13 protein-coding genes are annotated in these 13,813 nt (G+C 45.2%); 8 read left to right on the top strand and 5 right to left on the bottom strand.

The window, feature by feature from the left end:
* Window positions 1–43: 43 nt before the first annotated feature.
* The gene (locus tag RIM23_RS06155) at window positions 44–1,249 is read right to left on the bottom strand and encodes a histidine kinase (protein ID WP_446365380.1); all 1,206 of its coding nucleotides are present in this window, start codon (window positions 1,247–1,249) and stop codon (window positions 44–46) included.
* Window positions 1,250–1,479: 230 nt separating this feature from the next.
* Between RIM23_RS06155 and RIM23_RS06150 the strand changes: the two genes are divergently transcribed.
* Entirely contained in the window at window positions 1,480–3,069 is a 1,590-nt protein-coding gene (locus tag RIM23_RS06150; RefSeq protein WP_446365378.1) for a glycoside hydrolase family 57 protein, read from the top strand.
* A 146-nt stretch (window positions 3,070–3,215) separates the two neighbouring features.
* Here RIM23_RS06150 and asnB read toward each other — a convergent pair whose 3' ends face one another.
* Entirely contained in the window at window positions 3,216–5,075 is a 1,860-nt protein-coding gene (gene asnB / locus RIM23_RS06145; protein WP_446365376.1) for an asparagine synthase (glutamine-hydrolyzing), read from the bottom strand.
* 573 nt (window positions 5,076–5,648) lie between these two features.
* On the opposite strand from asnB, the gene RIM23_RS06140 reads away from it, so the two are divergent.
* The 3 genes from RIM23_RS06140 to RIM23_RS06130 all read left to right on the top strand — a co-directional run bounded on the left by RIM23_RS06140 (window position 5,649) and on the right by RIM23_RS06130 (window position 8,031).
* Complete coding sequence (locus tag RIM23_RS06140) at window positions 5,649–5,813, top strand: bacteriocin (RefSeq protein ID WP_446349712.1); 165 nt, start codon at window positions 5,649–5,651, stop codon at window positions 5,811–5,813.
* Between the two features lie 339 nt (window positions 5,814–6,152).
* Entirely contained in the window at window positions 6,153–6,998 is an 846-nt protein-coding gene (locus tag RIM23_RS06135) for a class II glutamine amidotransferase (protein ID WP_446365374.1), read from the top strand.
* Window positions 6,999–7,020: 22 nt separating this feature from the next.
* Window positions 7,021–8,031: a cyclic nucleotide-binding domain-containing protein gene (locus tag RIM23_RS06130; protein WP_446365372.1), complete on the top strand. Its 1,011-nt coding sequence runs from the start codon at window positions 7,021–7,023 to the stop codon at window positions 8,029–8,031.
* A 110-nt stretch (window positions 8,032–8,141) separates the two neighbouring features.
* Here the strand turns inward: RIM23_RS06130 and RIM23_RS06125 are convergent, their stop codons facing one another.
* Window positions 8,142–8,543, bottom strand: a complete 402-nt coding sequence (locus tag RIM23_RS06125; protein WP_446357944.1) for a Fur family transcriptional regulator — start codon at window positions 8,541–8,543, stop codon at window positions 8,142–8,144.
* Between the two features lie 94 nt (window positions 8,544–8,637).
* On the opposite strand from RIM23_RS06125, the gene purS reads away from it, so the two are divergent.
* Genes purS through RIM23_RS06110 form a run of 3 tightly spaced genes read left to right on the top strand, consistent with a single transcriptional unit; the run spans window position 8,638 to window position 9,940 of the window.
* Window positions 8,638–8,919: a phosphoribosylformylglycinamidine synthase subunit PurS gene (gene purS / locus RIM23_RS06120; protein ID WP_446365370.1), complete on the top strand. Its 282-nt coding sequence runs from the start codon at window positions 8,638–8,640 to the stop codon at window positions 8,917–8,919.
* On the top strand, window positions 8,916–9,629 hold the full coding sequence (gene purQ / locus RIM23_RS06115; protein ID WP_446365368.1) for a phosphoribosylformylglycinamidine synthase subunit PurQ: 714 nt from the start codon (window positions 8,916–8,918) through the stop codon (window positions 9,627–9,629). Before purS ends, purQ begins: the two co-directional genes overlap by 4 nt.
* Before the next feature lie 59 nt (window positions 9,630–9,688).
* Window positions 9,689–9,940 (top strand): hypothetical protein, encoded by a 252-nt coding sequence (locus tag RIM23_RS06110; RefSeq protein WP_446365366.1) that lies wholly within the window; start codon window positions 9,689–9,691, stop codon window positions 9,938–9,940.
* A gap of 15 nt (window positions 9,941–9,955) precedes the next feature.
* Here RIM23_RS06110 and RIM23_RS06105 read toward each other — a convergent pair whose 3' ends face one another.
* On the bottom strand, window positions 9,956–10,375 hold the full coding sequence (locus RIM23_RS06105; RefSeq protein ID WP_446365364.1) for a secondary thiamine-phosphate synthase enzyme YjbQ: 420 nt from the start codon (window positions 10,373–10,375) through the stop codon (window positions 9,956–9,958).
* 148 nt (window positions 10,376–10,523) lie between these two features.
* Between RIM23_RS06105 and RIM23_RS06100 the strand changes: the two genes are divergently transcribed.
* Window positions 10,524–11,162, top strand: a complete 639-nt coding sequence (locus RIM23_RS06100; RefSeq protein ID WP_446365362.1) for a Uma2 family endonuclease — start codon at window positions 10,524–10,526, stop codon at window positions 11,160–11,162.
* 74 nt (window positions 11,163–11,236) lie between these two features.
* On the opposite strand, the gene RIM23_RS06095 is transcribed toward RIM23_RS06100, so the two are convergent.
* Window positions 11,237–13,576, bottom strand: coding sequence for a VIT domain-containing protein (locus RIM23_RS06095; protein ID WP_446365360.1), 2,340 nt, complete (start codon window positions 13,574–13,576; stop codon window positions 11,237–11,239).
* Window positions 13,577–13,813: the final 237 nt, after the last annotated feature.

Raw genomic sequence — 13,813 nt, 5'->3', positions numbered from 1 at the left:
GCGAAGAGACGTAGCATGCTAGGTCTCTACATCGCTTTAACGTTTATCGATAAATTGGCAGGGTAAAGTGAAAACAACCACCACCTTTAGGGGGGGAATCAACCCAGATGCGACCGTAATGGGCGCGGATTATGCGTTGACACAAGGATAAACCAATCCCGTACCCGTCTTTGGCTTGATCGCGTTTGAGTCGGAAATGATTTTCAAAGATGCGATCGCAATTTTCGGCTGGGATACCTGGACCGGTATCACAGACTGAGACTTGAACCTTCTGGGTGGTGCGGTGCAGCATAGAAACCTGAATTTTACCCCCTTTTGGGGTGTATTTGTTGGCATTGTCTAGCAGATTAACAAGGACTTGACGCACCAACTCACTATCAGCATGGACAGGGGGTAAATCCTGGGGAATGTCCGTTTCCACAATTTGCCATTTGAGTTGGAATGACTCCTGCATTTGGTTGAGAATCTCTTGACACAGGGGTCCTAAAGCCAGTTGGCGTGGTTTAACGTAAAAATCGGCGTTGCTGCCTTTAGCGGCTTGTAGGATGTCCGTAATCATGCGATCGATGATACGGAGTTGGATGCGTGCTTGTTCAAATAAGCGGGCTTTCAGGGTAGGGGTTAATTCAGCACCAAGAGATTGAATGGGGTTGTTTTGACCTAATTCCAGAGTCTCCAAGGCAATGGATGCGGCGGTTAAAGGATTGCGGAGGTCATGGGCTAACATGGATAGAATTTGGTCTTTGAAATAGAGATTCTCCCGCAGAGCGGCATTTTCTTGGTTGAGGCGAAAAATTTCGTCAGTGAGTTGAATCACTTCGATGGATGATTCTATGGAAGGTTTTGCGGATGAGCCATTCTCACTGGAGATACTCGCGTTAGTGGATGAAGCAACCTCCTCTTTTAACTCAGTTTGGTAGTCTTCGATACAGCGTTGCCAGCGTGACCAACAGTTCTTTAATTGTCCCACCAAATTCGTCCCCGCCAGGGTTTGGCGCGGTTGGGGATGAATCTTCAGCAGAGCTGGAGTGGCGACTATTTTGAAATGTTCGGCTAAATAGGGCTGTTCTCCCACATCCACAATCATCAGCTCAAAGGGATACTCCCGTTTCAGGGACTCCAAATAGTTCTGGATGCGATGGATAGGTTTCCGGGAACTGGGACGCTCATCGACAAACAGCAGAAGCTGTAGTGTGGCTTCCGCATCCGGAGAGTTTTCATGAGCGACCTTGCAATTTGGTGTTAGCACTCTTAACGGGGCTTGCTTTAGGAGAACGTTGGCATTGACTGCCTAGGGGCTGGGGGGTCTTTGCTTCCTTATAATTTAATCTCTATTTTAGATTTTCCGCAAAACTAAAGGGTTTGTGATATTTATCTATCCATTTGCTGTCCCTTTCGTCCTAAAATCTTAAAAGACTCTCAACCTCCCAGGATATCCTAAACTTTTCATTATCTAGCAATTCACGACTTCTATTCACTATGGCTATCGGCTACGTTGCGCTCGTCCTTCATGCCCATCTACCTTTTGTGCGGCATCCAGAAAGTGACTACGTTCTGGAAGAAGAATGGCTATTTGAAGCCATCACCGAAACTTACGTCCCCCTCCTGCACGTCTTTGAAGGATTAAAGCGGGATGGGGTGGACTTTAAAATCACGATGAGCATGACGCCTCCTTTGGTGTCAATGCTCCAAGACCCTTTGTTGCAAGAGCGCTACGACAAACATCTAGCCCTACTCGAAGAATTAGTTCAAAAGGAAGTCGAGCATAACGAACAAAATGGTCATATCCGCTACCTCGCTGAACATTACGTTAACGAGTTCAGCCTGATTCGCCAAACCTGGAATCACTATGGCGGTAACCTAGTAACGGCATTTAAACAATTTCTCGACAGCAATAACCTAGAAATCATCACTTGCGGCGCCACCCACGGCTATTTTCCGCTGATGAAAATGTATCCCCAAGCGGTTTGGGCGCAAATTCAGGTGGCTTGTGAGCATTATGAGCAAACCTTTGGGCGCCCCCCGAAAGGAATATGGTTACCTGAATGCGCGTATTACGAAGGGGTGGAACGATTACTCGCCGATGCTGGCTTGCGCTATTTTCTCACCGATGGTCACGGGATCTTGTATGCCCGTCCCCGTCCCCGGTTTGGCACTTATGCTCCGATTTATACGGAGACAGGAGTCGCCGCATTTGGTCGGGATCACGAGTCCTCCCAGCAGGTGTGGTCTTCGGAAGTGGGGTATCCGGGTTCACCCGAATATCGGGAATTTTACAAGGATTTAGGCTGGGAAGCTGAATACGAGTACATTAAGCCCTATATTATGCCCAATGGGCAGCGCAAAAATACGGGAATTAAATATCACCGGATTACAGGTCGCGGATTAGGATTAGGGGATAAAGCGTTGTATGACCCCTATTGGGCGCGAGAAAAAGCGGCTGAACATGCGTCTAACTTTATGTTTAACCGGGAACAGCAGGTGGGTCATCTGGCGGGAATAATGCAGCGTCCGCCGATTATTGTTTCCCCCTATGATGCGGAACTCTTTGGTCATTGGTGGTACGAGGGACCTTGGTTTATCGATTATCTGTTCCGCAAGTCTTGGTATGACCAGGGTACTTACGACATGACCCACTTGGCTGATTATTTGCGGGATAATCCCTCTCAGCAAGTTTGTAAGCCCTCTCAGTCAAGCTGGGGGTATAAGGGATTCCATGAATATTGGCTCAATGAAACCAATGCTTGGATTTATCCTCACCTGCACAAAGCAGCGGAACGGATGATTGAGTTAGGAAGTCGCGAACCCGCTGATGAACTGGAATGGAAAGCACTTAACCAGGCGGCGCGGGAGTTACTCCTGGCGCAGTCGTCGGACTGGGCGTTTATTATGCGGACGGGAACAATGGTACCATACGCTGTGCGGCGGACGCGATCGCACTTGATGCGGTTTAATAAGCTCTACGAGGATATCAAGATTGGTAAAATCGACAGCGGCTGGTTGGAAAAAGTCGAAGAAATCGACAACATTTTCCCCAAAATCAACTATCGGGTTTATCGTCCGCTTTGACCTCTCCTTGGCTTGAAACACCATGGGAGCACGACATAATGTGGTACTAAAATATTACGCCCTTGGGGTGGCTTGGCGATAGCAGAAGCCGAAATGATGTAGAGACGTTGCATGCAACGTCTCTACTTTTATAACCACCTTGACGGTTAAAAATCATCCAGAGTTTTTAGGGGTGAACACCCATACAAGTAATCCATAGAAGTAGGAGATTTCCCAGTTAGGCAAATAGTTTTGAACACTGTCATTGCCATCGCATTTAAGAGCTTATCCAAAGCTTGAATACCCTTGACACTATTTACATTCGCTTGATCAAACCAGGATAGTATTTGCTCATCTGAGAACAGACTCCTAGAATTGGCTAAATACTTCTCGCAAAACTGCGTAAAAATCCTTTGCACAATTTTATACTGTATGAGAACCCACTCCGTCTGATGTGAGGCACCGAATGATTTTTTGCGGTAAACAAAATCATGGGGTAGCCATTGCCCAGCCATTTCTCGAATAATCATTTTATTCCAAAATAATGCGGCATGATGTTGAGGTGGAACAGCAGCTAAATATTCGACTAAACGATGATCTAAAAAGGGAACACGAGCTTCAATACTTTGACTCATAGCGCTGCGATCTTCATGCCAAAGGTTATAATCTTGTAAATAATAAACTTCTCGTAACATTTGTTTCTGAAACGAAGTACAATCAGGCGGATAAGATTTAATGCCTCTATCAAACAGGTATGACCCATCATTAAGGCTAGTTAGTTGTTTGAGTTGACTTGTCTGTTGCTCCTCTTCGTTCAATTGTTGGATATAGTCTTGCCAGTCCTTTGTCGAGCTATCTTCAGGGGCAGAGTATCCGCCAGCAAATTCATCAGCACCCTGTCCCAAAAGCATTACTTTGAGGTCAGGAAATAGGGTTTGGCAATAACGATGGAGTTCGTGCTTCAAAAACCAATCCATATTAAATTTTGGCGCATCCATTATCCAAATAAAATATTCAAAAGTTTCTAATGAAAAATGAACTTGTTCTAATAGCTTTTCCGAATCAAAATATACCGGATGAAACGGTAGATTGAGCTTTTGGCAAAACTGACGCGCTGCTTGGATATCTCCATTTTCTCTCGTGTAATCGGCTAAGATGCTGAAGCAATGTAATCGGTTATGGAATTGATTGGCAACAGCGACAACTGCTCCAGAGTCCAACCCTCCACTCAAAAAGGCTCCTACAGGTACATCACTCATCAGACGTTTCTGTACACTATCGACAAAAAGCTCGCGATATTCTCTGATATAGTCTTGAGGCTGGCGTGAGTCTGAGTTAGGCTCGGTGACCCAATAATTTTCTAAATTCCAATAGGACTGAATAATTAGGTTGGTTGTGTTAGCATCATAAAGCAAATAATGACCACCAGCTAACCTGTTAATTCCTCTCACATAGGATGTGGTAACGCTTAAATTAGTTAAATCCTGGAACTGAGGATGCCTTGGTACATCGGGATGGGCGAAGAGGGACATTAAAGTCGAGCTAAAAATGAGTAGGGAGCCAATTTGTGCGTAATATAATGGTTTTATTCCTAGGCGGTCTCGTGCTAAAAATAACTGTTGTCGTCGAGCATCCCATAAAGCAATAGCAAACATACCATTCAGTAAATGGAGTGCGTTGACTCCAATTTCTTCATACAAGTGCAAAACAATTTCGGCATCAGAATAGGTGCGAAATTGATGGGTGTTCCGTAAGTTTGAACGCAACTCTATATGGTTGTAGATTTCTCCATTGACGGCAACAAACATAGTTTTGTCTTCATTCCAAATCGGTTGTTGCCCTCCAGCTAAATCGACAATAGATAACCGTCTGAAAATAAATGACAATGGCGTTGAGTCAAATAATTGCTTGTCATCTATGCCGCGCCGATATAATCGTTCTCCCATCTGGTTTAGAATCTGTAAACGCTCTGATTGTTTGTATTGCTGGTGATTGTTTCCATCTATAAATCCGGCAAATCCACACATTTATATTGTCCGAGTTTATTGCTATATCGATTTATTATACACTCAATCATGTAAATTACGGCGATTTCTGATTTGTGGTGCTAAACTTGCAGGGGTGACAAGCCGATCAAAACCAGGGTAAGTAGTCGGACAAAAGAAAACGGCACGATAATTAAGTTTTGTCAATCGCCCTCGAACCCTTACTGTTGCCTGTTGCCTGTGACACACCGAGCGAAGTCGAGGTGTTGCCTGTTGCCTAATCTCAACCGTTAACTTTAATTGTGTCCACCTACTTAGGTAAACAAGGTCAGTTCGTTGTAAAATTGATTGGGATGCGCTAAGGAGTCGGACATAAATAAAGGTAACTGTGTTAAGTTTAATCAAAATACACAATCGTTCCACCTGAGTGCGATCGCGGAATTTGACAAAACTTAATGATCGTGATTTTTACTTTTATAGCGTTTCTCATAGGAGCAGGTACATGACTGAGGGTGCAAGCCTAGATCCCCTACATTGGGGTGTACCTCACGCTCTTGAGAATGGCTATATCCGACTACTGCGGTTAAACCAACTACTAAAAAAGATGAACAAATAATGTCCAGTGAAAACAAAGCTCAAAATCCAAACGAACAGAACCCAGAACATGAAAAACTCGTAAACAATCAGCCGTCAATTGAAGGACAACAGAAAAGTCAAGAAGAACTGACTGAGGAAGAGTTGGAGAAGATAGCGGGAGGGTTCCGTCGTGCGGGGAGATAATGGAGAATCCAGTCTAGTCTCTACGCAAAAGCTAGATTACTTGAAAACCACCCTATTTAGTTGTATCTTATGGCTCGCTATAGTCAAAAGTAGGGTGGGGAGATTCTCAAGAATAAAAGAGAGACTTGCCTCACGGTTGCTCATGATTGCCGTATCCTTATCTTGCATTAAAGATACCGCTTTGGCATCGTTAAGAACACTGATTCCTTTTGGTAGAGGAACCATTGTCAGTATAACACTTGAAAACCACTATATTGAATTGCTATGTGTCGAGTTGTAGCGTATTTAGGAGAGTCTGTACTGCTTGATGACTTGTTATTCAAGTCAGACAGTTCATTAATGAAACAGACCTACGCCCCACAAATGCTAAAATTACTGAATCTGGCTGGGTTTGGTATGGCGGCATGGGAACCAACGTCCCACAATCCGGAGGTTCCCTTCATTTACAAAACTGTTTCGGTTCCCTTCTTTGACCGTAACCTGAAAGTTCTAGCGCAAAAGCTGCGACCAACTTGTCTGGTTGCCCATGTTCGCGGCGTCATCTCCGATCCTAGCGCTAAGGTAAATATACAGAATGTCCATCCATTTCAGTATAAAGGGTTCAAGCTGGCTATGGCTCACAATGGCGACTTGGCTGACATGGATAAGATGAAATTTCACTTGCTGGAGTACATCAAACCGGAAATCGCCCAAAAGATCGAGGGTACAACAGACAGCGAATGGATCTATGCCCTATTGATGTCACAGATGGAAGACCCAACTAAGGATTTGGAACTCGACGAGATATTGCCAGCTTTGGAATCTACCTTAAAGATTATCAAGCAGGTTCGGAAAAAACTAGGAATTGCGGTAGCTTCTTGGGTTAACCTGTTCATCTGTGACGGTAACGACTTAGTTGCCACTCGCTTTACCTTTGACTTCGGTTGCTACGCCGACAAAATAGACGAGTTGGAGTTGGGGCTAAAAGACATGAGCCTTTGGTATACCTTGGGTCAAGACTACGGCTGGCATGAGAATGAGTGGAAGTTAGTCGGTAGCGCCAAGAACGCTAATTCTGTAATCGTTGCTTCCGAACCATTGTCGAAGGATATCACCAATTGGACTGAAGTGCCGGAGTACTCGGTTCTCTACGTCACCTCCGAGGGCGACTATCGGCAGGTGAAAATCGCCGAACTCGACATCTAAACCTTACCGTTGTGTCTTAATCATGAACGTGAACTTGAAACAAAAAGAAGAGTTTTTAAGCTCCTTGCCCCTGTTCCAGAGCTTGACATTAGGGGATTTGGAGGACATTCTGTTGTTTGCGGAACCCTTCTGTGTCGAAGCCAACACCATGCTTTTTCGCCAGGGCGAGGTAGCCGCTGGGATGTATTTGCTCAGCGAGGGGCGAGTCAAGTTATACGCTGATGTGCCAGGGAACGATCGCGTGGATATAGAAACAGTTGGCTCTGGCGATGTCATTGGGGAAATCTCTGTTATGGATCGCGGTTTGAGCTTGACTTATGCCCTAACGCTTGAGCGGACATCGGGCTATTTTTTGAGTAATTTGCAGTTGGAAATGCTGCGATCTAGTCTCAGATCCTCAGCATTGAACATCATGAAATGCCTGCGACTAAAAATCTGCGATCGCATTCGGTTAAAAACGGCACAAATCGTCGCTACGCTCACGGCTGGGGAAGCAGGAACATTGCCTGATTCTGGGGTACAAGAGAACAAAGGGCAAATTGATGCCCCTACCTCCCCCTTAACGTTAGATCACTCAAGGCTACAGTCACTTCCACTATTTCGCATCTTCACGCTTGCGGAATTGGAAGAGTTTCTCGCACCCATGCGGTTGTGGAATCTGCCACGAGGTCATATTCTCTACACAGAAGGTTCTCCGGCAGATAGTTGCTTGATCACAGTTCGCGGTGCTGTTCGCACCACGATTTACCGATCTGGCAAATACGAACACCTTGCCGTTTATGGTCCGAGTCGGCTGGTGGGAGTTCTGGGGCTGATAGACGGTGGTACATACCCAACAACTTGCGCGGTACGGGAACAGACAACGTTGCTGGAGGTGAATCAGTCTTACTTTGAGACTCTCTCTCAAGCCGGTAAGGAGATTGGCTTCAAGTTCCTTCACGTCGTTAACCAAGAATTGGCTTTGGATCTGCGGAAGCTAATCCTCCAGATCACAAGATTAGCGTCTCAGAGGCAGTTGAATACTCGAGTTTAGACTCAACTTGCGGATCACACAGCCAAAAAGACAAATAATCAAGTAGCCCTGTTTCTTTGCTCATGTTCCAGATGTGCTGTTACCGCGTCTGGATTATCTTGGCAGTCGGATTAAGGACGGTTTTGATCAGCTTCAACCATTTGGCAATCCTCACAGAGTCCGAAAAACTCTAGGGTATGATAGTAAATTTGAAAGTGGTGGTTATCTTGTAACTGGGTCTCTAAATTGTGGACAGGACATTCCTCGATGGGAATTGATCGCCCGCAGTTGAGACAGGTGAGATGGTGTTGATCCTGCAATAAACTGTAGAGGGATTCGCCAGTGGCTAGAGTCCGCATTTGTACCACTCCTTCGAGTTTCAAGGCATCGAGAGAGCGGTAAACTGTCGCTAGACCCATACCTTGCTCCCGATTACGTAACTCGATATAAATATCTTGGGCAGAGACAGCACGATTTAAGGTTTTGAGCAAATTTAAAATTCGCTCTTGAGAACGGGTGCGTTGGGCTTTCATAGATTTACGGGTTAATCGAGGGAAAATGACGTGGACTATTCAGAATTAGTCGTTCAAACTTAAAGAAGGTAATCTGCACAATTGGGGGATGCTCGTGAATCATCAGTATCAGGCTCGAATTTATGTTACACTGCGACCTTCTGTATTAGATCCGGCTGGCGTGGCAGTTGAGTCCGGGATTGGGCAACTTGGCATCGCAAAGGTTAAACAGGTACGCATCGGCAAGTATATTGAGTTAATGCTGACGGCGGCTAATGAAAATCAAGCCAGGGAGCAACTTGATCGCATCTGTGATCAACTCTTGGCGAATCCGGTGATTGAAAATTATCGATTTGATTTGGATGAAGTACAGGTACAGGTAGGGGCATCAACATGAAATTTGGAATTGTAGTTTTTCCTGGCTCAAACTGCGATCGCGATGTTGCTTATGTAACCCAGGATTTGCTAAACTGTCCTACCCGGATGGTTTGGCATGAAGAAACGGATATTTCTGACTTAGATGTCGTTGTGTTACCCGGTGGCTTTAGTTATGGCGACTACCTACGTTGCGGCGCGATCGCTCAGTTTTCGCCAATTATGCCCCATGTTATTACCCACGCTAACCAGGGGAAGTTTGTTCTGGGTATCTGCAACGGCTTTCAAGTCTTAACCGAAACGGGGTTATTGCCCGGAGCATTAGTCCGGAATCGAGATCTCCATTTTATTTGCGATCGCGTCCCCCTGAAAATAGAACGCACGGATCTGCCCTGGACTTGCGCCTATTCCACAGGTGAAATTATCACACTGCCCGTTGCTCACGGCGAAGGACGTTACTATGCCGACACAGACACCCTGAAAGCGCTCGAAGATGGGAATCAGATTGTATTTCGTTACGCCAGTTCCCTGGGTGAAATCGACGAAACCAGCAACCCTAACGGTTCCGTGAACAACATTGCCGGAATTTGCGATCGCACGGGTAAAATATTGGGGATGATGCCTCATCCAGAACGCGCATCTGACCCCTTGTTAGGCAGTACTGATGGCATCAAATTATTCCAAGGATTATTAGCTCTATTGAGTGATATGCAGCGACTTCAACCCGTCTAGTCAACTTTCTTTATGCTCTGTTAAACCGTAAATTTAATTCAACACTCCTAAGAAAGCCAGTGAACTCAGACAATCCCAACACCGGCTTGCCAATAAAACCAATCCGCTACCGAGATTGGTTAATTAGCACGAAGATGATTGACAGACGGTTATGGTTACGTTGGCAACACCCTCATGAAAATTTTGCTCGCTATAGCTATCCAGTCACGGATCGAGGCTTGACAGATTCCCTTCGTTATGCTAGACATCTCATAGATTTGATTATCGAGCTAGAAGAGGCAGAATCAAAAGCCGCTTCATCACGAGAATAAGTACACAAGAGCCAATTATTCTCCATAAATCGTCACCAGAATTTTACGGCGACGGGGTTTCACATCGCATTCTAAATGAAAGATTTGCTGCCAGGTGCCTAATTCTAACCTGCCATTCCTGAGGGGTACGGTGATAGAGGGTCCCAGCCAAGTGGCTTGCAGGTGAGAATGTCCGTTACCATCGTGCCAGGTTTGCTCATGTCCGTAGTCCTGACTGGGTGGAATCAGTTTATTTAACAGTTCCGGTAAATCCCGTTCCAACCCAGGTTCAAACTCGATTGTGCCAATGGCGGCGGTACTACCAATATTAAAGACATGAACCATTCCCGTCTCGATACCAGAGTTTTTGACAATGGCATTGACTTTATCAGTCAAGTCATGCATATCGCCATTTTTATCGGTGGCAAGTTGAATATAGTCTTGATGAACAGCCATTATGTTGATGGGGATAACTCTTTTCCATTTAAGCAGGAGGGGCGAGGATCGTCATTGGTCATTAGTCATTGGTCATTGGTAAGCCTATGGTTGATGTAAAAACGGTAAAAGAAAACCCGGAAAAATTAAGAATTAACGGAGTTAGACCATGTTATTAGAACTGAATCGGATCACTGTACCACCAGGACAACGGATATTGCTCTCAAATATAACCTGGCAGGAATTTGAGACAATTTTAGAGGATTTAGGCGAGCATCGTGCCGCTAGAGTGGCGTATGACAATGGAACCCTGGAAATTATGACCCCTTTACCTGAAAATGAAAGCAGAAAAGAACTCGTTAGTGATTTAATCAAAGCACTTCTTGAAGAATTAGATATTGAATTTTGCACCTTGGGTTCGACGACATTCAAAAATGAGGTGATGACTAAGGCAATAGAACCTGATAATTGTTTCTATATTCAAAATGAGGCAGCCGTTCGAGGAAAAAACCGAATTGACTTAACTCTAGATCCGCCTCCGGATTTAGCATTAGAGATTGATGTCACGTCTCGCACTCATCCGAGTATCTATGAAGCATTGGGAGTACCTGAATTGTGGCGGTTTGAAAAGGGAGGATTACAAATTAACCTGCTGCGAGATGGCAAGTATAGCCCGTCTAATTTTAGCCCTAATTTTCCTAAATTTTCACTCATTGAAGCAATTCCTAAATATATTGGTCAATGTCGGCGTTTAGGCAGAAACAAAACCATGAAGGCGTTTCGGGTTTGGGTACAAGAGCAACTGTAAATATTTAATGTTTAAATTCCATTTCTACTTTCTGTAGAGACGTAGCCCGCTACATCTCTACATAGTTACACCTATTAATTGTCGGTTTGAATCCATAAAGTTAAACGCACAGTATCCATCAGCCATTGGGGTACTCGCCAACTTAAGAGCGATCGCTTAATTAAATCAATAACAACGGCTTCGGTGAGAGTAGAAGCCTCCTCATCCCATAATACCCGCACCACACGCCCCTTACGCACCGGAACCTCAAAGACAAGTTCACCAGAGTATCCCGGTGGTAAAATGATTTGTTGCAGGTGTTGCAGGAGTAGAGCAGCGACAGAGTTTTCTAATCCAGTAACGCTGAGGAGTTGCACTGTGGCAATAGTTTCATCCTGAACCAGGGGAGAATCGGCGGAGGTGATATCAACGTTATCCGTACAGGTAAGTAGTATTTGATCCGAGGTAGAATTACCTGCAAGACTAGAGGATGAGCCATTAGCTGTGATTGAGGGAGAAATGCCAGAATCGCCTCGCGATCGCCTGAATTTGAGTCCCAAAAAACGCAGGGGAGATTGATCAAAAATCCCTTCATAAGATACCCCTTCTGGCATTTCAACGGGTACACAGACACAGATTCCCTTACCTTGCGGATCACTTCGGACTTGTTCACTGACGGCAACAAACGCCGTATAGGGTGCTAAAATCTGATAAGTCAAAGCTGTCTGTATAATTGCCTCAACCTGTTTCTTCTTTTCACAGTGCCACATTTGATTCATCAGATCTTTGATTCGCGCCCGCCCCCACAACTGCGCGATCGCACAATTCCCTTGTGGATCAAATCTCAGGTGAAATTCCTTGTGATAACGCTTACCCCCTGTAGCTGTGCCGGTAATTGTGAGAATACCCGCCTGTTCCTGATTAATCGGAGAAATGCGCCCAAATAAAACTAACGGTTGCTGGGTAAACAAATCTGGGGGAGTTGTCGGATAGATAATCGCTTCTCCCATTCCTTCCCACTCAACATTTATATTCGTCAGAACTGGATTATTGATGTGGCACAAGAATTCTTCGGTTACCTCCTGAGTTGATTCATCCTGACGCACAATCCGCGATGTTCCTCGCCCTAATTCAGCAATGCGATTTAAAAGAAACCGATTGGGTGAACTGCCAACGCCAAAACTATACAAACGATTTCCCGGTTTGAGATACTGTTGCACTTCTGCCAGAATTTCTGCTTCATTGCCAATATAACCATCGGTAAGTAATACAATACTGCGTAAACGTCCTTCGGGTGCGGCGGGGAAATTCAAGACAGCGCGAATTCCATTGAGTAAATAGGTGCCGCCATTTGCCTGTAATTGATTGATGTAAGTAAGGGCTTTGATCCGATTTTGCGGCGTATTGGCTAAGGGTTTGGCAGACAATTGCGTCGTGATATCGGAAAAATCAATAATCGTAAACGTATCATTAGGATTCAATCCCTGGATCAAGCGGCGCATGAGTTCTTGGGATTTGCGGAAGGGGTCACCTTTTTGAGACCCTGAAGTATCAATGAGAAAAACGACATCTTTGGGTACAATTTCATTGTGGGAATAATCCAAAGCCGGAATCAAATATAAGGCAAAATGACCGCCGCGTGTATCCGATTGAGTCAGTACCGTCGCCTGAGTGCGATCGCCGGATACTTGATAGCGTAAAATCAGATCTTTGTTGGGAATAGTGTCCTCTTCCCCCAGGAGTACGCGCACCAATGTCCCCTCATGTTCCACTCTAATCTGGTGCGAGGGAGAATTGATGTGGGAAATGGGAACCCCGGCGTCAATTTCCACCGTGATCCGAATATCATGTCCAGATCGGGTGCTAGGTGGGATAATCGTTGGCATAATCCGTGACGCATCCGCCACGCGATCGCTATCCCCACTCTCATCAATAGGAATCCCTGGACAAAAGCGGGGTGCTACCACCATCGGAAAGACAAATTCGCACTCACCGCCGCTAAATTTTAGGGTATCGGTATAGCGAATCGTTACGTCAATCCGTTCTCCGGGTTTAATATTTGCCAAGGATTGGGTAAAAATGTTATCACGTTCTTGTTCTAATAATCCTGCGGTTCGTCCTTCTTGGCGTGCTTGTTCATAAATCAGTTGCGCCTCTTCCCGTTTTTTAATCCCCCCTTTAATCACGCGATCGCCCAGTTTAATTTCCATCTCATCGACAACCGCCGCATCTGGCAAAGGGAAGATATAAATGGCTTCTAAGGGTTCCGCGAAGGAATTTTCAAAGGTTTGCGTCACCTCGACGCGGGATAAATTACCCGCCACCTTCGCCAGCACTTGTGTATGCTTCAATGGGAAAACCAAAGCATGTTCCCCAGTTTTGGTGTAAAGTCCACCTAGGGGTTTATGAGAGCGGAGTGTTGTATTGATAACCATAAGCACATCCTTCACCAATGAGGGGCATCTGTAATCAATGCTACTGTTGAATTTTGGCGTTTCAGGAGCAGTTGACTCCTTATGCTAGCGTTAGTGATTTTTGTACATCCAGGGAAAATCAACAAATATAAAGGATGAGGGGTGCAGTTTGACGCCTTCAAGGGCGGGATAGGAGCCGTTACAGGTGTTTATCGGCGACGAAATGATAAAAAAAGCTAAAGCTATGCCGAGATCTCT

Origin of the sequence: Coleofasciculus sp. G3-WIS-01, from assembly GCF_040223135.1 — a bacterium.
Lineage (GTDB): Bacteria > Cyanobacteriota > Cyanobacteriia > Cyanobacteriales > Coleofasciculaceae > Coleofasciculus.
The sequence above is the reverse complement of the archived record's forward strand: the minus strand, read 5'-3'. Positions and strand labels throughout refer to the sequence as shown.